16 protein-coding genes are annotated in these 18,221 nt (G+C 62.1%); 8 read left to right on the top strand and 8 right to left on the bottom strand.

Features of this window, described 5'->3' with window-relative positions; translation table 11 throughout:
- Nucleotides 1-7 precede the first annotated feature (7 nt).
- Entirely contained in the window at nucleotides 8-1,132 is a 1,125-nt protein-coding gene (locus ACQ4W6_RS16690) for a mechanosensitive ion channel family protein (protein WP_436568283.1), read from the bottom strand.
- A gap of 250 nt (nucleotides 1,133-1,382) precedes the next feature.
- On the opposite strand from ACQ4W6_RS16690, the gene ACQ4W6_RS16695 reads away from it, so the two are divergent.
- Genes ACQ4W6_RS16695 through ACQ4W6_RS16705 form a run of 3 tightly spaced genes read left to right on the top strand, consistent with a single transcriptional unit; the run spans nucleotide 1,383 to nucleotide 6,292 of the window.
- Nucleotides 1,383-3,671 (top strand): alpha,alpha-trehalose-phosphate synthase (UDP-forming), encoded by a 2,289-nt coding sequence (locus tag ACQ4W6_RS16695; protein ID WP_436568284.1) that lies wholly within the window; start codon nucleotides 1,383-1,385, stop codon nucleotides 3,669-3,671.
- Nucleotides 3,671-4,447, top strand: coding sequence for a trehalose-phosphatase (gene otsB / locus ACQ4W6_RS16700; protein WP_436568285.1), 777 nt, complete (start codon nucleotides 3,671-3,673; stop codon nucleotides 4,445-4,447). The genes ACQ4W6_RS16695 and otsB overlap by 1 nt, the downstream gene beginning before the upstream one ends.
- A 3-nt stretch (nucleotides 4,448-4,450) precedes the next feature.
- Nucleotides 4,451-6,292 (top strand): glycoside hydrolase family 15 protein, encoded by a 1,842-nt coding sequence (locus tag ACQ4W6_RS16705; RefSeq protein ID WP_436568286.1) that lies wholly within the window; start codon nucleotides 4,451-4,453, stop codon nucleotides 6,290-6,292.
- A 72-nt stretch (nucleotides 6,293-6,364) separates the two neighbouring features.
- Here ACQ4W6_RS16705 and ACQ4W6_RS16710 read toward each other — a convergent pair whose 3' ends face one another.
- The gene (locus ACQ4W6_RS16710) at nucleotides 6,365-7,645 is read right to left on the bottom strand and encodes a PepSY-associated TM helix domain-containing protein (protein ID WP_436568287.1); all 1,281 of its coding nucleotides are present in this window, start codon (nucleotides 7,643-7,645) and stop codon (nucleotides 6,365-6,367) included.
- A gap of 236 nt (nucleotides 7,646-7,881) precedes the next feature.
- Between ACQ4W6_RS16710 and ACQ4W6_RS16715 the strand changes: the two genes are divergently transcribed.
- The gene (locus ACQ4W6_RS16715) at nucleotides 7,882-8,712 is read left to right on the top strand and encodes an alpha/beta fold hydrolase (RefSeq protein ID WP_436568288.1); all 831 of its coding nucleotides are present in this window, start codon (nucleotides 7,882-7,884) and stop codon (nucleotides 8,710-8,712) included.
- Nucleotides 8,712-10,259, top strand: a complete 1,548-nt coding sequence (locus ACQ4W6_RS16720; RefSeq protein ID WP_436568289.1) for a hybrid sensor histidine kinase/response regulator — start codon at nucleotides 8,712-8,714, stop codon at nucleotides 10,257-10,259. Before ACQ4W6_RS16715 ends, ACQ4W6_RS16720 begins: the two co-directional genes overlap by 1 nt.
- Before the next feature lie 108 nt (nucleotides 10,260-10,367).
- On the opposite strand, the gene ACQ4W6_RS16725 is transcribed toward ACQ4W6_RS16720, so the two are convergent.
- The 3 genes from ACQ4W6_RS16725 to ACQ4W6_RS16735 form a co-directional block, all read right to left on the bottom strand.
- Nucleotides 10,368-11,585 (bottom strand): MFS transporter, encoded by a 1,218-nt coding sequence (locus tag ACQ4W6_RS16725; protein ID WP_436568290.1) that lies wholly within the window; start codon nucleotides 11,583-11,585, stop codon nucleotides 10,368-10,370.
- 354 nt (nucleotides 11,586-11,939) lie between these two features.
- Nucleotides 11,940-12,413: a DUF6328 family protein gene (locus tag ACQ4W6_RS16730; protein WP_436568291.1), complete on the bottom strand. Its 474-nt coding sequence runs from the start codon at nucleotides 12,411-12,413 to the stop codon at nucleotides 11,940-11,942.
- A 204-nt stretch (nucleotides 12,414-12,617) separates the two neighbouring features.
- Complete coding sequence (locus ACQ4W6_RS16735) at nucleotides 12,618-12,830, bottom strand: hypothetical protein (RefSeq protein WP_034751103.1); 213 nt, start codon at nucleotides 12,828-12,830, stop codon at nucleotides 12,618-12,620.
- 263 nt (nucleotides 12,831-13,093) lie between these two features.
- Between ACQ4W6_RS16735 and ACQ4W6_RS16740 the strand changes: the two genes are divergently transcribed.
- The gene (locus ACQ4W6_RS16740) at nucleotides 13,094-13,513 is read left to right on the top strand and encodes a YidB family protein (RefSeq protein ID WP_436568292.1); all 420 of its coding nucleotides are present in this window, start codon (nucleotides 13,094-13,096) and stop codon (nucleotides 13,511-13,513) included.
- An 84-nt stretch (nucleotides 13,514-13,597) separates the two neighbouring features.
- On the opposite strand, the gene ACQ4W6_RS16745 is transcribed toward ACQ4W6_RS16740, so the two are convergent.
- Both ACQ4W6_RS16745 and ACQ4W6_RS16750 read right to left on the bottom strand, forming a co-directional pair.
- On the bottom strand, nucleotides 13,598-13,855 hold the full coding sequence (locus ACQ4W6_RS16745) for a type 1 periplasmic-binding domain-containing protein (RefSeq protein WP_436568293.1): 258 nt from the start codon (nucleotides 13,853-13,855) through the stop codon (nucleotides 13,598-13,600).
- A 71-nt stretch (nucleotides 13,856-13,926) separates the two neighbouring features.
- Nucleotides 13,927-14,100, bottom strand: a complete 174-nt coding sequence (locus ACQ4W6_RS16750; protein ID WP_436568294.1) for a DUF3176 domain-containing protein — start codon at nucleotides 14,098-14,100, stop codon at nucleotides 13,927-13,929.
- Between the two features lie 180 nt (nucleotides 14,101-14,280).
- On the opposite strand from ACQ4W6_RS16750, the gene ACQ4W6_RS16755 reads away from it, so the two are divergent.
- Both ACQ4W6_RS16755 and ACQ4W6_RS16760 read left to right on the top strand, forming a co-directional pair.
- The gene (locus tag ACQ4W6_RS16755) at nucleotides 14,281-15,531 is read left to right on the top strand and encodes an Hsp70 family protein (protein WP_436568295.1); all 1,251 of its coding nucleotides are present in this window, start codon (nucleotides 14,281-14,283) and stop codon (nucleotides 15,529-15,531) included.
- A 39-nt stretch (nucleotides 15,532-15,570) separates the two neighbouring features.
- Nucleotides 15,571-16,200, top strand: coding sequence for a 3'-5' exonuclease (locus ACQ4W6_RS16760; protein ID WP_436568296.1), 630 nt, complete (start codon nucleotides 15,571-15,573; stop codon nucleotides 16,198-16,200).
- 114 nt (nucleotides 16,201-16,314) lie between these two features.
- Here the strand turns inward: ACQ4W6_RS16760 and ACQ4W6_RS16765 are convergent, their stop codons facing one another.
- Nucleotides 16,315-18,090, bottom strand: coding sequence for a GGDEF domain-containing protein (locus ACQ4W6_RS16765; protein ID WP_436568341.1), 1,776 nt, complete (start codon nucleotides 18,088-18,090; stop codon nucleotides 16,315-16,317).
- Between the last annotated feature and the right edge of the window lie 131 nt (nucleotides 18,091-18,221).

The raw sequence follows: 18,221 nt of genomic DNA on the forward strand, positions 1-18,221 counted from the left end.
CGTAGCCTTATGCCTTGTCGAGCGACACGCTATCGTTCTGCGCCTGCATCTCGCGCATCTCGTGCACCTCGATCGGGTCGTGCGTAGCGCGCAAACGGGGCAAGCCGTGCGGGTAGTTGGCCGTAATGAAGGCCAGCATCTGTTCGCGCACGATGCAGCGCAGATCGAAGGCTTCGCCCGAATTTTGCGCGCTGATGAGAAAACGCACGCGCACGGCCCGTTCGTTCGAATCGGTGGCTTGCACGGTGCACACGCGCTTGTCCCATTGCGCCGCAGATTCGCAGATGCGCGTCAGTTCTGCGCGCAGCGGCTCGAGCGGGATGCTGAAATCTAGCCACAGCAATACCGTGCCCAAGAGGGTCGACGAGCTGTGGGTCCAGTTCTCGAACGGATTTTCAATGAACCACTGCAGCGGCACGATCAGGCGGCGCTCGTCCCACACGCGCACGACCACGTAGGTGCCCTTGATTTCCTCGACCTTGCCCCATTCGCCATTGACGATCAGCACGTCATCGATGCGAATCGGTTGCGAAAACGCAATTTGCAATCCAGCAATAAAGTTGCCCAGCACGGGTCGGGCCGCGATACCGGCCACCAGGCCGGCCACGCCAGCCGAGGCCAGCAGGCTGGCGCCGATCTGGCGCGCACCGGGCAAGGTCAGTAGCACGAAGGCTAGGCCCAGGATGACGACGATGGCGTGCGCGCTGCGCGTGAGTACGCGCGCCTGGGTGATCAGGCGGCGCGCGCGCAGGTTGTCGGCCACGTCGACGGGATTGACTTCGGAAATCGTGATGGAAAGGGCCTCGATGCACTGCATTGCCAGCCAGGTCAACGCCACGATTAGCGCCACGCTGGCCAGGTGCGACATGGCGACCAGGCCGGGCGTATCGTCGGGCGCGCCGGCCAGCACCATGCGCAGGGCAAAGACGATCACGCACAGCTGGCTGGCGCGAAAGGCCACGCGCGTGGCGTTGGTGGTGAACGGGCGGCCATTGGCCAGCCTTTTTAGTAAACCAATGCCGGCCCGGTGCACACCGATGGCGACCAGGGTAACGAGCAGGGCTGACACGAGCACGGTCAGCGCCGAGCGCAGCGGGCCTCCCATCAGCGAGTGAAACGTGCTGAGATCCATAGGCGAAAACTCCTTGTTGATGAGTGAAATGGATGTCGGAACCGGCTATTTTACGGGGATATAAAAAAGCGGGGGCGTGTGGTGCCGTACGGATAAGGCGGGCGGGGAGGCGGATACTGGGAAAAATGCTGCAGTGCGCCAAGCGGCGTTGACGTTTCGCCATGGAAATGGATGCGCAGGTCTAGCGGGCGCCGCCATCATGGAAACATAGTCATACTTGCCATGCTTTTTGTTATTGCAAAGGAAATCGATGATAGTACGATCACTGAGAATGTCCTTGCGCTTCATCCTGCCATTGGCGTTGGTGCTGGGATTGTTTGCTTATATTGTAGTACCCCTGCTCGATAATATTACCCTGCGCTGGTATGTGCGCGACCTCGACAGCCGGGCAGAATTGCTCGCTGGAACCCTCCGGCCTTCGCTGGCCCAGTACCTGCCCGAAAACGATGCGCAGCGCATCGGTGAGCTGTTCCAGGGCGCCACGCGCGATGAACGCCTGATCGCCATCGGCTTTTGCGACAACGCGGGCCACTTGCTGTACCAATCCCTGGAATACCCCGCCTCGATCGGCTGCTGGAGCACGCCTTCCACGGGCGGCCTGTACAAATCACTGGCGCAATTGCCGCAAGGCCAGGTCCACATCAGCGAAACGCCCGTCATGCAAGATACTTCCCAGCTGGGCCGCCTGGTGCTGGTGCAGGACATGAGCTTCGTCGAACGGCGCAATACCGATACCAAGCGTTTCATCTTTGCCTTCCTGGCCGTGCTGGCCGTGCTGATTTCCCTGATGACCGTGTTCGTGGCGCACTTGAGCTGGCGCGGCTGGCTGTCGGCCGTGAAGGACATCTTGCGTGGGGAATTGCTGTCGAAGAATAATCCTGCCGTCACTACCGATGCCGCGCCCGCCGCCGCGCCCGCGCCGCCACCGGAAATGCAGCCGCTGATCGGCGACTTGCGCGAACTGCTGCAGGAATACCATCTGGAGCGCCAGGGCGAGAGCGGCTGGTCGTCCGACTGGACGCCGGACAAGCTGCGTGCCTTGCTCGAAGCGGATCTGGCGGGTGACCAGGTGCTGGTCGTCTCCAACCGCGAACCGTATATCCACACGAAAACCGACGCTGGCATCACGGTACAGCGCCCCGCCAGCGGCCTGGTGACGGCGGTCGAAGCGGTGATGCGCGCCTGTTCCGGCACCTGGATCGCGCACGGCGCCGGTTCGGCCGACCGCGAGACGGTGGACAAGTTCGACCACGTGCCCGTGCCGCCGGACAAGCCCAGCTACACCTTGCGCCGCGTGTGGCTGACGGAAGAGGAAGAGCAGGGCTACTATTATGGCTTCGCCAATGAAGGCATGTGGCCGCTGTGCCATATCGCCCACGTGCGCCCCGTGTTCCGCTCGTCCGACTGGGAACAGTATGTGAAAGTCAACCAGCGCTTCGCCGACGCCGTCATTGCCGAGGCGAAGACGGACAACCCCGTCGTGCTGGTGCAGGATTACCACTTTGCCTTGCTGCCGCGCATGGTGCGCGCCGCCTTGCCGAAGGCCACCATTATTACCTTCTGGCATATCCCGTGGCCCAATTCAGAATCGTTCGGCATTTGCCCGTGGCGCGAGGAAATCCTCGATGGCTTGCTGGGCAGCACCATCCTAGGCTTCCATACGCCGTTTCACCGCAAGAATTTCCTTGAAACGGTGGACCGCTACCTGGAAACGCGTATCGAGCCGGAAGCGTCGACCATTTTCTATGGTGGCGAAATGACGCAGGTGGAGGATTACCCAATTTCCATCGCCTGGCCCGAGGACAATCCCGAACAGCCCGACGTGGCCATCTGCCGCGCGCAAATCCGTGCCGAACTGGGCCTGCCGTTTGACCACTTGCTGGGCATTGGCGTGGACCGCCTCGATTACACGAAAGGCATCGTCGAGCGCTTCCAGGCCGTCGAGCGCATGCTCGAGCAGCAGCCTGGCATGGTGGGCCATTTTACGTTCGTGCAGATCGCCGCCCCCAGCCGCGCCGCGCTGGACGAATATCAAAGCTTTGATGCGCGCGTGCGCAAGATGGTCGAGCGCATCAACCGCCGCTTTGGCAGCGGCGCGTACTTGCCCATCGTGCTGAAAGCGGAGCACCACGGGCAGGACGACTTGCAGCGCTATTTCCGCGCTTCCGAAGTGTGCATGGTGACCAGTTTGCATGACGGCATGAACCTGGTGGCCAAGGAATTCATTGCCGCGCGCGACGACGAGATGGGGGTGCTCGTACTGAGCCAGTTCACCGGCGCCGCGCGCGAATTGCACGAAGCGCTGATCATCAATCCTTACCACATCGAGCAGGGTGCAGACGCCCTGTATCGTGCACTGGTGATGCCGCCCGTGGAGCAGCGCGAACGCATGAAAAGCATGCGCGCGCGCGTGAAACATTTCAATGTCTACCGCTGGGCCGGGCGCATGCTGCTCGACGCGGCCCGCTTGCGCCAGCGCGACAAGGTCATGACGAAAATCGACGCTCACAGCCGCATCAAGCGGCGCAAGGGGCTGTGATGCAGACGCCTATTGACGATAGTGAGGCGCTGTTGCAACTGCTGGGTCATCCTGCCTCGGCCGTCTTCCTCGATTTCGACGGCACCCTGGTCGACCTGGCGGCCACGCCCGACGGCGTGCGCCTGGAACCGGGCGTGGTGATAGCGCTGGCGCTGCTGGCCGAGCGCCACGGCGGCGCGCTGGCCATCATTTCCGGGCGCCCCGTGGAGCAGATCGATGCCATGCTGGCGCCTTTGATCTTGCCAGTTGCCGGCGTGCATGGCGTGGAACGGCGCGGCGCCGATGGCGCCTTGCACGTGGCGGCCACGCCGGACGTTTCCCCTGTGCTGGCGCGCGCCCAGGCGCTGGCGGATCGGCACCCCGGCCTGCTGGTGGAACAAAAACGGGGCGCCGTGGCCCTGCATTACCGCCTGGCGCCCGAACTGCAGCAGTTGTGCCTGCAGGAAATGACGGCGGCCGTGCAAGCGTGCCCAGGGGTTTTGCTGTTGCATGGCAAAATGGTCCTGGAAGCCAAGCCGGCCGCCACCGACAAGGGCAGCGCCATCGCCGCCTTCCTGCATGAATCCCCCTTTGCCGGCCGCCGGCCCGTGTTTGCGGGCGACGACACCACCGACGAGGCAGGTTTTGCCTATGTGCAACAAATTGGCGGGCAGGGCGTGAAAGTGGGCAGCGGCCCCAGCGCCGCCACTATGCGCGTGGCCAGCCCGGGCGCCCTGCGCGCGGTTTTGCTGACAGCATCCGTGCTGGCCGCCTCCGACTCCCTATTCAAGGATTAGCCGATGACAACTTCCTATGAGACCCCCAGCGGCGCGCACGCGCCCGCCGCCAGCAAGCCGTCCGCGCAAGCATCCCTCAACTGCGGCGTGGTGGGCAATTGCGCCTTCAACGCGCTGATCGACCAGGCAGGCCAAGTCGTCTGGTCGTGTTGGCCCCGTTTCGATGGCGACCCGGTCTTCAACAGCTTGCTCGACGATACGCAAAACGGCAGCGTCTGGGCCATCGAGATTGAAAATTTTGACCGCAGCGAACAGTTTTACGAGCCGAACACGGCCGTGCTGCGCACGCGCCTGTACGATACGGACGGGCGCGGCGTGGAAATCACGGACTTCGCGCCCCGTTTTCTCAGCCGCGACCGCATGTTCCGTCCGCTGATGCTGATCCGCCGCGTGCGCCCGCTGGACAGCGCCGTGCGCATCCGCGTGCGCCTGCGTCCCCGCTACGACTGGGGCCGCCTGGCGCCGCAAGTCACGCAGGGCAGCCACCACATCCGCTACGTGGGCCCTGAGCAAACCTTGCGCCTGAACACCGATGTCTCACTCAACTATGTACTCAGTGAAACCTATTTCGTGCTCGGTGCGACGGCCAACTTCCTGCTGGGCCCCGATGAAACCTTAGCCGGCGGCATCGACGAGACGGCGCGCATCTTTGAAAAAGAAACCATCAACTACTGGCGCAGCTACACGCGGCGCCTGGCCGTGCCGCTGGAATGGCAGGACGTGGTCATCCGCGCCGCCATTACCCTGAAACTGTCGCTGTATGAAGACACGGGCGCCATCATCGCCGCCATGACCACCAGCATTCCGGAAGCGCCGGGCAGTAGCCGCAACTGGGATTACCGCTATTGCTGGCTGCGCGACGCCTTCTTTGTCGTGCGCGCGCTCAACAGCCTGTCCGAAGTGGGCACCATGGAAGAGTATTTGCGCTGGCTGACGAATATCGTCGCCCGCTCGAAAGGCGGCCACATCCAGCCCCTGTACGGCATCGGGCTGGAAGAGCAGTTGCCCGAATCCACGCTCGACCACTTGCCCGGCTACCGGGGCAACGGTCCCGTGCGCGTGGGCAACCAGGCGCAGGAACATTTCCAGCACGATGTGTATGGCAACATCGTGCTGGGCGCGGCGCAGGCGTTTCTCGATCACCGTTTGTTCCACCGGGCGGGCAAGGCCGAGTTTGCCGCGCTGGAAGCGGTGGGCGACCAGGCCTTCAAACTGCACGCCGAGCCGGACGCGGGCATGTGGGAGCTGCGCACGCGCGCCCGCGTGCATACCTCATCCATGCTGATGAGCTGGGCCGCCTGCGACCGCCTGGCCAAAGTAGCGCACAAGCTGGCCTTGCCGGACCGCGCCGACCACTGGAGCAGCCGCGCCGTGCTGATCCGCGAACGCCTACTGCGCGAAGCGTGGAGCGAAGAGCGCCAGGCGTTCGCTGAAAGCCTGGGCGGGCGCGACCTCGATGCCTCCGTCCTGCTGATGGCGGAGGTCAACTTCATCGACCCCATGGACCCGCGTTTCATCGCCACCGTCGACGCGCTGGAAGCGTCCTTGTGCGACGGCCCCTACATGCGCCGCTACGAGGCGCCCGACGATTTCGGCAAGCCGGAAACCGCCTTCAATATCTGCACCTTCTGGCGCATCGACGCCCTGGCGCGCATCGGCAGGAAGGATGAAGCGCGGAAAATCTTCGAGACCATGTTGATGGCGCGCAACCACCTGGGCCTGCTGTCGGAAGACACGCACCCCGTGACGGGCGAAATGTGGGGCAATTTCCCGCAGACGTATTCGATGGTGGGCTTGATCAACTGCGCCGTGCGATTGTCGGCGCCGTGGGATAGTGCTATTTAAACCATTTAAGTGCGGGCCTCGGGCCCGAAGAGCCTGGGCGCTGGACTTGGGCCGCAGTTTGCTTTGTCCTGATTAAACTGCTGCTGGACCTTTACTTGTGGGCGACTTGAACTTATGCGCCTGCAAGCGCCTTGAGCGCCGCTTGCGTTCCCAGATGACTATCCCCGTGATGGACAGCATGGCCACCATCAGACCCATGAAGGACATCATGATGCGCCCCGGCAGGCCCAGGATTCGGCCAGAGTGCAGGGGGAATTGCAGTTGCGCGAAGACGTCGGCGGCCGTGCCTTCCCAGGGCTTGTGCTGGCCGATGATGGTGCCGTCCATGCCATCGACGTACAGGTTCGACAGGCCCATGCCGGCCGTGCCGAATTCGTCGGCTGGGTCAAAGAACGAGACGTTGTAGAACGAATAATTGCCGCCGTAGTAAATGCCGCCGATGGGCGAGGTGATGCCGCGCTGTACGGCTTGCTTTTTCGCAATGTCTACCGCTTGCTTGAAGCCGATGACGGGCGTGATGTAGGCGCCATACGGCGCCGGCTGTTGCGTTTCATATGGCCCTGGCGTGGTTTTCGAGACCAGCGACATGACGGGGTAAAACACTTCACGGTACAGGTTCAGCGAGAACGAGGTGAAGGCGATCACGATGATGAAGGCCCACACCCACAGGCCGCCCGCGCGGTGCAAGTCAAAATTGAGCTTGTAGCCGCCGGCCGCCCAGCGCACTACCCACGACGGTTTCCAGCGCTGCCACCAGCTGGCGGCGTCGCGGTGGCGCGGTGTTTCGTCTTGTTCGCGCGGGCGCAAACGGCGCGGCGTGGTGAGATAGAACGCCACCATGCTGTCGAGCAGCCAGACCAGGGCGACGGTGCCCATCAGCCAGTAGCCCCAGCGGTCCGTGCCCCAGAAGGCGGGCACGTGCAGGCTGTAGTGCAGATGGCGCAAAAATGGCATCAGGCTGCGGCGCGACAGGGAAATGGCGGCTGAATCGCGCGTCCCCGTGATCTGCGCCGTGACGGGATCGATGTAGACGGTGTTGTAGCCGAGCACGAACGGCTGCTGCGTCGCCGGGTCGGTCAAAGGGCGAACCATGAAGGCGGCCGCATGGCCTTCTTCCAGGCCCAGCGTCATGTAATTGACTTGCGCGCGCGGATCGGCGCTTGCCACTTTTTGCGCCAGCGCAAATGGTTGCTGTAAAGGGCCGCGGCCCGGCGTCTCCATGATGTCGGCATTGAGCCATTCGTCGAGTTCGTGATCCCACGAAGTGACGGCGCCCGTCAGCCCGGCAACGATGAGGAAGAGGGCGATGGTGAGGCCGGCCCAGCGGTGTATGACAGTCCAGAAAGCGCGCATGCAGGTCAAACCTTCAAAAAAACCGGCTTGTTGCCGCCAGCGGGCGCCACGCTGGCGCACAGAGTAATGCCGGACACAGGCCCGGCATTTTGATAATGGGAATCGTTCTCATTATCCGCCGTGGCACGCCATTTGTCCAGCGCCAATGCTGCTGGCCTAGCTTAAATTGCGCATGCTAAAATACTAGCAAGATGCTAACTTACATTCCAGATGGAAATATTAAGGATGACACAGGCATGCACGTAGAAGATCGGAACAATGTCCGCGTCAATGCAGCCACGGGCGTGCTGCAGACGGGTACGGCAGCGACCATGGTGTTCATGCATGGCTTTGGTTGCGACCAGACCATGTGGCGCTACCTGGAGCCGATGTTTCGTCTACGCTACCGCACGGTGCTGTTCGACCTGCTCGGCAGCGGCGCCTCCGACCTCAGTGCCTATGATTTCGATAGTTACGCGCGGCTCGACGCCCATGGCGAAGATTTGCGCCGGATCGTGAAGGCCGTCGGCGGCGGCCCCGTGATTTGCGTCAGCCATTCCGTCAGCGCCATGAGTGCCTTGCTGGCCAGCATCGCCGAGCCGGCCCTGTTTGCCGCGCAAGTCATGCTGGCGCCGTCGCCTTGCTATATCGACGATGCGGGCGCAGGCTATCGGGGCGGCTTCAGCCGGGCCGATATTGACGATTTGCTCAATGCCATGGACAGCAATTACCTGGGCTGGGCCGGCGCGATGGCGCCCGCCATCATGGGCGCGCCCGGGCAGCCGGCGCTGGGTGCAGATTTGGCGAACAGCTTTTGCCGCACCGATCCCGCCATCGCCCGCCATTTCGCGCAAGCCACCTTCTTGTCCGACCACCGCGCCATCTTGCCGCACAACAGCACGCCAGCGCTGATCGTGCAATGCAGCGACGACTTCATCGCGCCACTGCCCGTGGGCAACTATCTGCGCGAGATGCTGCCGCGCAGCAGCTTGCACATAGTCGAGAATGTGGGCCATTGCCCGCACATGAGCGTGCCCGATGCCAGCTACCGCGCCATCCGCCATTTTCTTGACGGCCTGCACCTGTAATGCGCGACACCCGGCCATCCTTGCCTGACGCCCATACGCTGTTCCAGCACGCCGCCTGTGGCCTGCTGCTGTGCGCCAGCGACGGCCTGATATTGCAGGCGAACGCCACCTTTTGTGGCTGGCTCGGTTATGCCGCGGACGAATTGATCGGGCACAAGAAACTGCAGGACTTGCTGACCATCGGCGGGCGCGTCTTCCACCAGACCCACTGGCTGCCGCTGATGCAGGTGCAGGGCAGCGTGTCGGAAGTCTTGCTCGACATGCGCCAGCACCAGGGGCAAGCCGTGCCCATGCTGTTTAATGCCGTGCGGCGTGAACACGACGGTGTGCGCTATGACGAGATCGCCGTCTTTGTCGCCAGCGACCGGCGCAAATACGAACAGCAGCTGCAGCTGGCGCGCAAGGAAGCGGGCGCGCTCAACTTGCAGTTGGCGGCCGCCGACCGGCGCAAGGATGCGTTCCTTGCCACCTTGGCACACGAGCTGCGCAATCCGCTGGCTCCCATGCGCAACGTGCTGGAAGTATTGCGCCTGGCACAGCTGGACGACCCGCAGCTGTGCTGGGTGCGTGAAGTGCTGGGGCGGCAGGTGGGCCACATGACGCACCTGGTCGACGATTTGATGGAAGTGTCGCGCATCACGCGGGGCCGCCTGGAGTTGCGCCGCTGCAGCGTGGAACTGGCGCCCGTGATGGAAGCGGCGCTGTACAGCGTGGCGGCCCTGGCGGCGCAAGCGGGCCACAGCGTGCACGTGGCGCCATGGCCGCATGCCATCTGCCTCGACGCCGACGCCACGCGGCTGGGGCAAATGATCGCCAACCTGCTGACGAATGCCATCAAGTATACGCCCGCCAACGGCGCCATCTGGCTGGCCGTCGCTTGCACGGCCGATGCAGTGCTGATCAGCGTGCGCGACTCGGGCATCGGCATCGCGGCCGAACACCTGGACAGCGTTTTCGAGATGTTTTCGCAGCTGGAACCAGCCCTGTGGCGCGCCCAGGGTGGCCTGGGCATCGGCCTGTCGCTGGTGCGCGGCCTGGCCGAGTTGCATGGCGGCAGCGTCAGCGCGCACAGTGCGGGAGTGGGGCAGGGCAGCACCTTCGAATTGCGCCTGCCGCTGCCGGCCGGGCCGCTGGCCACGCCTGCGCAAGTGAACCGCCGCCTGCTGGCCGGCACGCGCGAAGGAAAAGTGCTGGTCATCGACGACAGCGCCGACGCCGCCGAAAGCCTGGCGCTGGCGCTCGATATCCTCGGCTACGACGTGCGCACGGCCTACGATGGCGCGGCCGGCATTGCGGCGGCGCAAACGTTCCTGCCGCGCGTGATCTTGCTCGACATCGGCTTGCCGCGCATGAACGGCTACGAGGTGGCGCGCCAGCTGCGAACGCAAGCGTGTGGCCAGAATGTCATTCTCGTCGCCGTGACAGGCTGGGGCCAGGACAAGGACCGCAAGATGGCGTCCGATGCAGGCTTTGACTTGCACCTGACCAAGCCCGTGGATTTTTATGAGCTTGATGCAGTGTTGCAAAAGATGCTGCAGTCCGAGTGAAGATAGTATTGCCAAGATAAAAATAATGGCGCAACTGACGGCACTTGAAATCGCCACTTTCCAGCCCGTCGTGCGGCCGCCTGACCAGGCGGCCGCTTAGCTAAACCATCAAGCCGGCTGCGCGCCGCCCATGCTGCGGCTGCGGTTTTCCACCAGCACGGAAATGCCCAGCACGACGATGCCGCCGCAGGCCAGCATGGCGCCGACCCAGCCCGTCGAGCGCAAGCCCATGCCCATGGCGATGGCGATGCCGCCGGCCCAGGCGCCCAGGGCGTTGGCGATGTTGAAGGCAGAATGGTTGAGGGCGGCGGCCACCGTTTGCGCGTCGCCGGCCACGTCCATCAGGCGCGTTTGCACAGCCGGGGCGACGGCGATGCCGGCGCCGATGGCGAACAGGTTGATTGCCGTCAACCAGACATTGCTGCTGGTGTAGGTAAATGCGGCCAGCGCGACGACATTCCACAGCAGCACGCCGAAGATGGTCCACATGCGCGAGCGGTCGGCCAGCCAGCCGCCGATCAGGTTGCCCACTGTCATGCCGACGCCGATAATGGCCAGCAAGATGGCAATGACCAGGGGCGACACTTTTGTAATTTCCAGCAAGGTTGGCGTAATGAAAGTGTAGACGGCGAACATGCCGCCAAAGCCGATCGCCACCATCAGCAGGGTCAGCCACACTTGCAGGCGGCGGAAGACGCCCAGTTCGCGGCGCGGGCTGGAGTCACCGGCGGCGACCATCGGCACGAAGATGCGCACCATCAGCATCGTCAGCAAGCCCAGCGCGGCGACCAGCAAGAAGGCCGGGCGCCAGCCCAGGGTCTGGCCGATATAGGTTGCCAGCGGCACGCCGAAGATATTCGCCACGGTCAAGCCCATCAAGACGCGTGCCACGGCCTGGCCCCGCTTGTCCGGTTCGGCCAGGGCGGCTGCCACGAGGGCGGCCACGCCGAAGAAGGCGCCATGCGGGATGCCGGCGACGAAGCGGGCGACGACCAGCAAGCCATAGTTGGGCGCGATGGCGCTGAGCAAGTTACCGCCCGCGAACATCAGCATCAGGCAGATCAGCATCAAACGGCGCGGCATGCGCGCCAGGAAGATCGTGATCAGGGGCGCGCCGACGACCACGCCCAGCGCATAGGCGCTGATCATGTGGCTCATCTGCGGCAAGGTGGTGCCCAGGTCGTCGGCTACCACGGGCAAGATGCTCATGGAGGCGAATTCGCCCGTGCCGATGGCAAGGCCGCCAAGGGCCAGGGCCAGGTCGGCGTATCCAGCGCCAAAAGGCGCAATGACGCGCGGAATTAATGGATCTACGGATGCGTGCATGTTCTTATTAGTTAGGTAAGGGTAAAACTGGGTGAAGTAGCGTGCTGTGGCTCAGCCGCAGTGACAGCCGCCCGGCGTTTCGGGCTAGAAGAGCTGCCCACAGACAATATTGTAAAAGATTCGGGCAAGTTCTGCCGGGAGGCGGTCAAAACATGCTGCACCGCACACAACAGCGCGTGCTCTTGTTGTTAACGATAACACAGAAAGATCGGCATGCCGCCACATAGATAGTGAAGAAAATATACTAGTAGCGGAATCGACTTGCTTGATGTGCCTGCTTGCGTAAGGATTGCTGCAGCGCTCCCAGTCGCGCCACATAAATGCCGTGGAGCAAGTCCATGACTTCTTGCCCGGCTAGATTTTCTTGCTGTATTTTAAGTGCAAGGGTAGCCACCACCACATGCAGATGATGAGGGCACCCATCAGCACGCAGGCGACGTTGCCGGCAACGTAGCCGAAGACTTCCGATATCACCAGGTTCGTGCCGAGAATGAAGGCCAGGGCCAGCGATAGCGCACCGGCCATCATGATGCGGTCGGCGACGCGCTTGAAACGCTCGCGATCCTGCAGCGGGCGCATCACGCGGTGCTGGATGGCTGGCGCGCTGAGCAGCACCAGGCTGGTCATGGAAAGAAAAAACGTCAGCAGGAAGACGATCTTTTCCGCCTGCACGATCTTGGCGAAGCCGCCGTTGAACGGCAGGATGATGAGAAAGGCCGTGAGCATCTGTGCGCCGGGCAAGAGGATGCGCAATTCGCTGAGCATGTCGGACAAATCGCCTTCGTCCGCCTGCAGCGCATTCTCATCCCCGGGTTGAACGTGCGGCATGGCGGCACTCCTCGTGATGGCACTGCGCCCAGTCTACGCGGCGGTGCCATAGCTGACTGTGGGCGGGCGCACCTTCAGCAGCTATCGCGCTGCGCCAGGACGGGCGTACGGCTATCGTCTTGCCAGCCGTAATCTTGCAAAAATGGAAAAGGCCACCATCAGGGGCGGGCTTGACGGTGTTTGTTTGCGGGGCCGGGCCCAGTCTTACTCTTCCGTATCGGCCAGGGTGACGATGGCGCGCGCCCATTTGGAGTATTTCAGGTTTGCCAGGTCACGCACGGTCTTGATGTTGAATGCCTGCTTGAGCAGCTCTGCATCCTTCTCGCTCACGCCTTGCAGCGCGTCGACGGGCGCATCGGCGATTTCCTTGAACGTCTTTTTTTCGTAGGCCTTGTCTACCGCTTTATTGATGTTCATATCTTGATACTCCTCAGTAAGTAGGAAAAATTATTCTACACGTTTTTGTTGCCAGTCAATTTACGCTTGCATGTTGTGCCGAAGTAAATATGATGGAGGAGGGCAATTCAAGAGTCATGCCCGCCGTTTTGCCAGCATTGCAATTGCAATAATAGCATTGTTATTATTCATAGTATAATTATTTACCATGGCAGAGAACACGCTGCGCCATGCCGGACGCCGCACGCATGCGGCTTTACTTTGATAGCGTTCAGGAGATTACGATGAGTTTGCTAGACCAACTTGCAGGACAGGCGATGGGCGCTTTGGGCAACAAGGGCGCCGATGGGGAAGCCCCATCGGGGCTGATGGCCAGCGTGATGGAGCTGGTCAACCAGCATGGCGGCTTGCCGGGCCTGCTGCAAAAGTTCCAGGAAAGCGGCCTCGGTGATCAAGTAGCCAGCTGGATCGGTACTGGCGCCAATGCGCCCGTCTCCGGTGAGCAGATCAAGGATGCGCTGGGCAGCGACACGGTCACGCAGATCGCCGAAAAAGCTGGCGTTGCGCCCGATGCGGCCCTGGGCGGCCTGGCAGCGCTGCTGCCGCAGCTGGTCGACAAGTTGACGCCAGACGGCAAAGTGCCGGAAGGCAATGACCTGGTCAGCCAGGGCTTGAATATGCTCAAGGGCAAGTTTTTCGGTTGACAGGACTGCCTTTAAAATAGAAAAACCTTGCAGCGATGTAAGGTTTTTTTATGTGTCAAGTTTTTGCATGAGAAGTGCGGACGTTCAGGCGGCGGCCATCATGCCGAAGTAGGCGGGGGCGCCGGTCAATCTCGCCGTACTGCCTTCCACCAGATGCGAACAATAGCGGCGCCGTTCGGCGCTGCCGCCGCTCCGCTCCATCAGCTCGCCCAGCATGGCGATGGCGTCGGTGGCCATCTTTTGCACGGGCTGGCGCAGGGTCATGATGTCGTAGCTGAGCCAGCCGGACGCTTCGAGCGCATCGAAGCGGCCCAGGCGGTCGATGACCTTGCGCAAGCCCACTTTAGTTTCTTATTCATGTTGCAAAAAATATGACTAATTGATAAGTGGCGCGTTTGTTGGTATTACTGGCATCACCGGCCGGCCCCGTGTTCAATCGGCGCTGTCGCAGGAGCCGCTGCCGTAGTGGCTGGTGCGCCCGGGCGGCGGCACGCGCCGCAGCCGGCCAGTGCGGCGCGCAGGATAGTGGCCAGGAACGCCAGCAAGGGCGCCGGCAAGACAGGATGGGGCAGGCGGGGCAAGGGCACGATGGGTCTCCGGAGGCTGGCCGAATTGCTCGGCGTCAATTTCCCAGTAGTAGCTTTTGTGCGCATCGGCCCCCTTGATGCAGAGCAAGCTTGCGCTGTGGTGCGCGCCGGAAGTATTTTGCTGGTGCAATGGCCCCTGTTCTGATAATATAACGCCCCTTTATTCAGGGAAGGGTCGACATGGCCAATGCTTGCGGCGTCGATTTCGGCACGTCAAATTCCACGGTAGGCTGGGCACGTCCTGGGCAGAGCACCATGCTCGGCCTGGAAGATGGCAAGACCACCTTGCCGTCCGTCGTCTTCTACAATGCGGAAGACGAGGAAGTCAGTTTTGGCCGCGCGGCGCTGGCCGGTTATCTGGCCGGCTATGAAGGGCGCTTGATGCGTTCGCTCAAGAGCTTGCTGGGCACCAGCCTCATCGACGGCCAGACGGAAGTGGGCGGCCGTGCGCTGCCATTTCGCATGTTGCTGGGACAATTCATCGGCGAAGTGAAACGCCGCGCCGAGCAGTCCGCCGGGCGCGAATTCTCGTCCGCCGTGTTTGGCCGCCCCGTCTTCTTTATCGACGACAATGCGCAAGCCGACCAGCTGGCGCAAGACACCTTGGCCGAAGTGGCCCGTTCCGTCGGCTTCAAGGACGTCGCCTTCCAGTTCGAGCCGATTGCCGCCGCGTTTGACTACGAGTCGCAAATCGAGCGTGAAGAGCTGGTATTGATCGCCGACATCGGCGGCGGTACTTCCGACTTCTCGCTGGTGCGCCTGTCGCCCGAACGGGCGAAAAAGGCCGAGCGCCGCGACGATATCCTCGCTACCGGCGGCGTGCACATCGGTGGCACGGACTTCGATAAATACCTGAGCCTGTCGTCCGTCATGCCTTTGCTCGGCTATGGTAGCCGTTTGCATAATAATAGCGAAGTGCCGTCGAGCTACTATTTCAACCTGGCAACTTGGCATACGATCAACCTGGCTTACACCAAGAAGATCTGGGTGCAGCTGGCTGACGTGTGCCGCGATGCGCGTGAGCAAGACAAGATGGGGCGCTTGCAAAAGCTGATCGACGAGCGCGCAGGCCACTGGCTGGCCATGAAAGTGGAAGAAGGCAAGATTGCCCTGTCCGACGCGGCCGAAGTGCAGCTGGAGCTGGAGCGTCTCTCGCCCGCGCAAAGCCTGTTGTTGAAACGCACGCAATTCGATGAAGCCATCGGCCATTTGTGCGGTTCCGTGGAAGAAACAGTGCTGCGTTTGCTGCGCGATGCGGGCGTGGCGCCGGACGCCGTCGATACCGTGTTCTTCACGGGCGGCTCCAGCGGCGTGCGCTTGCTGCGCGAAAAGATCGCTGCCCTGGTGCCGGGTGCGCGCAAGGTCGAAGGCGACCTGTTCGGCAGCATTGGCGCAGGATTGGCGCTGGACGCGGTACGCAAATTCGGTTGATAATCAGCTCCCTTCGTTGTAGCCAAGAAAGAGCGCCCCATGCATGTGTTTGACAAACCGATCGTCATGATCGACTTCGAGACGACCGGACTGTCGCCCGACATGGGCGACCGCATCACGGAAGTGGCGGCGCTGCGCATCGAGGGCGGGCAGATCACGCAGCGTTTCGTGACCCTGATCAACTGCAATGCGCGCATTCCTTCGTTCATCACGGGCTTGACGGGCATCACGCAAGCGATGGTGGACAAGGCGCCGCCCGTGGCCGAGGTGGTGCCGCAGTTGCTCGACTTCATCGGCAGCGATGCCTTGTCGGCGCACAATGCCAGTTTCGATGAAAAATTCCTGCGCGCGGAAAGTGCCAGATTGAACCTGACGCCCGCGCACCAGTCGCTCGTGTGTTCGCTGAAACTGTCGCGCCGCGTGTTTCCCGGCATGTCCAGCTACAAGCTGGGCTTGCTGTCGAGCCAGCTGGGCATCGCCTTCAAGAGCGCTGCCCACAGGGCCGAGTCCGATGCGGAAGTGGCGGCGCAAGTGCTGATCCATATCGGCCGCCATCTGCGCAGCAACTACGGCATCGCCGATGTCGACGCCGATTTGCTGGTGTCGCTGAACAAGCTGGCGGCGGCGAAAGTGCCGCAATTCCTGCAAAAACATCCTTCGCGCCGCTAACTGCTGCTGTGTCCTGCCGCGCGCCAGTCCTGGCGTGCAAGGGCCCGCATTCTCTCGAAGCGGGCTCATCAAAACGATGTTATTTTATTATTTCGTTTGAGTTCGCTCAAGTCTTTACACCGTGCCAGTGCCTTGGCGGCGGTCGAGGAACAGGCTGTTGCCGTGGATTTTCTTTGCCTGCTTCTTCGCTTCGGCCGCCTGGGTGGCGATCTGGTGGTGCGTGTAGTACTGGTGCGCTTCGACCTTAATGACGCCCAGCGACAGGCTGATCAGCGAGTAAAACACTTTCTTGCCTTGCCGGTCTTCGCTGATGTAGCCGCCCCGTTCGCAGTCGCCCGTGCTGTAATAGGCGGGGATGGCGCTGGCAAAGCGCTCCAGCATGGCCTGGCAGCGCGCTTCCCAGTCTTCGCTCTGGAATAAAATCATGAAATCGTCGCCACCGATATGGCCGATGAAGTCGCGGTTCGGGTCGCAATGGCCGCTGAGTATCTCGCCCGTCAGCTCGATCACGTCGTCGCCCTTGCGGTAGCCGTAGACATCGTTGAAGGGCTTGAAGTGGTCGAGGTCGCAATAGCAGACCCAGAAGCGGGCAGCGCTGTGCAGCAAACGGTCGATATGTTCGTTGATGGGCACGTTGCCGGGCAGCTGCGTGAGCGGGTTGGCGTAGCGCGCCGCGTTGATCTGCATCTGTGTGATTTCGCGCATCAGGTCGTGGCCCGTGCCCATGCCCAGGTAGCGCCCGTGCTCGGTAATGATGAAGCCGTTGAACAAATGGTGGGCGCTTGACTGCACCATGGTGTAGCTGAGTTCCTGCAAGCTCGTTTCGTGGTCGGCGATGAGGGGCTTGGCATCCATGAACAGGCTGCACGATTTCTTGCCGTACAGTTCGCGCTGGTAGGGGCGGGCGAAGTGGTCGATCATCTCGAAGCGGCTGATCAGGCCCAGCGGGACACCGTCGTCAACGACGGGGATGATCATCAGTTTCGGTTCTTTCAGGAAAATGTCGTACACCTCGTTATTGTTGAGCTGCGGCGAGACGGCCGCCACGCGGTGCAGCAGCTTGCGGATGCTGGCGCCATTTTTGTCCAGGCTGTTGCGCTGCGGATACACGGCCACGCCATGGCGTCCCAGCGCCTGTACCACCTCGGCCGGCAAGGCGCGCGCCGGCACCATGTTGGGGCGGCCCAGGTGGTAGCCTTGGCCGAACGCCACGCCCAAGTCGCGCAAGACCAGCAATTCCGCCTGCGCCTCGATGCCTTCGGCGATCACCAGGGTGCCCGACTTTTCCGCGATTTCCTGGATCGAGCGCACGAATTGCAGTTTCACGGGGTCATGATTGATGCCCTGGATGAAATGCATGTCGATCTTCACGTATTCCGGCCGCAATTCCGACCACAGGCGCAGGCTGGAAAAGCCTTCGCCCAGGTCATCGATGGCGATCTGGAAACCCATGTTGCGGTAATGCAGCACCGCTTCGCGCATCAGCTCGTAATCATAGGTGGGCTGGTTTTCCGTCAGTTCGATGATGACGCGGTCCGGATTGATGCCGATGTGCTCGATGTATTCCAGCGTTTCGCCATGGCGCGCATTGCGCAGCAACAGGCATTCGGGGCTGACATTCAAGAACAGCTTGCCCGGCAGCTGTAATTCGGCAAAGCGTTCGAGCACCACCTGGCGGCATAGATGTTCCACTTCCAGGGTCAAGCCGTTCGCGCGCGCCACCTTGAACAGATTCATCGGCGCATGCAGGGGGCTGTCGGACGGCCCCCGTATCAAGCCTTCATAACCGATGATTTCGCCGCTCTGCATGTGGATGATCGGTTGAAACAGGGCGCTCAGCTTGCGCCCGGCCAGGATCTCGTGCAAGGCGTCCGTCCCTTCGATGGTCATGGCGGCGGGCGGCTTCAGGTACGCCACATTCGAGGGCGTCGCGGCGACCGGTGCAGAGGGGGCGGAGGGGAGAGCGAGAGTGGGCATAGGAGGGCGTGGAGGGCACGGCCGCTGGACGGGCCATGAACATG

Origin of the sequence: Janthinobacterium woesei, assembly GCF_051380875.1 — a bacterium.
Taxonomy (GTDB): domain Bacteria; phylum Pseudomonadota; class Gammaproteobacteria; order Burkholderiales; family Burkholderiaceae_D; genus Janthinobacterium.

Coding starts and splice junctions, on each gene's coding strand:
- ACQ4W6_RS16710 (WP_436568287.1), bottom strand. CDS start 7,645: ATGCGCGCTTTCTGGACTGTCATACACCGCTGGGCCGGCCTCACCATC.
- ACQ4W6_RS16765 (WP_436568341.1), bottom strand. CDS start 18,090: ATGACCATCGAAGGGACGGACGCCTTGCACGAGATCCTGGCCGGGCGC.
- ACQ4W6_RS16715 (WP_436568288.1), top strand. CDS start 7,882: ATGCACGTAGAAGATCGGAACAATGTCCGCGTCAATGCAGCCACGGGC.
- ACQ4W6_RS16690 (WP_436568283.1), bottom strand. CDS start 1,132: ATGGATCTCAGCACGTTTCACTCGCTGATGGGAGGCCCGCTGCGCTCG.
- ACQ4W6_RS16755 (WP_436568295.1), top strand. CDS start 14,281: ATGGCCAATGCTTGCGGCGTCGATTTCGGCACGTCAAATTCCACGGTA.
- ACQ4W6_RS16695 (WP_436568284.1), top strand. CDS start 1,383: ATGATAGTACGATCACTGAGAATGTCCTTGCGCTTCATCCTGCCATTG.
- ACQ4W6_RS16730 (WP_436568291.1), bottom strand. CDS start 12,413: ATGCCGCACGTTCAACCCGGGGATGAGAATGCGCTGCAGGCGGACGAA.
- ACQ4W6_RS16725 (WP_436568290.1), bottom strand. CDS start 11,585: ATGCACGCATCCGTAGATCCATTAATTCCGCGCGTCATTGCGCCTTTT.
- ACQ4W6_RS16720 (WP_436568289.1), top strand. CDS start 8,712: ATGCGCGACACCCGGCCATCCTTGCCTGACGCCCATACGCTGTTCCAG.
- otsB (WP_436568285.1), top strand. CDS start 3,671: ATGCAGACGCCTATTGACGATAGTGAGGCGCTGTTGCAACTGCTGGGT.
- ACQ4W6_RS16735 (WP_034751103.1), bottom strand. CDS start 12,830: ATGAACATCAATAAAGCGGTAGACAAGGCCTACGAAAAAAAGACGTTC.
- ACQ4W6_RS16705 (WP_436568286.1), top strand. CDS start 4,451: ATGACAACTTCCTATGAGACCCCCAGCGGCGCGCACGCGCCCGCCGCC.
- ACQ4W6_RS16740 (WP_436568292.1), top strand. CDS start 13,094: ATGAGTTTGCTAGACCAACTTGCAGGACAGGCGATGGGCGCTTTGGGC.
- ACQ4W6_RS16760 (WP_436568296.1), top strand. CDS start 15,571: ATGCATGTGTTTGACAAACCGATCGTCATGATCGACTTCGAGACGACC.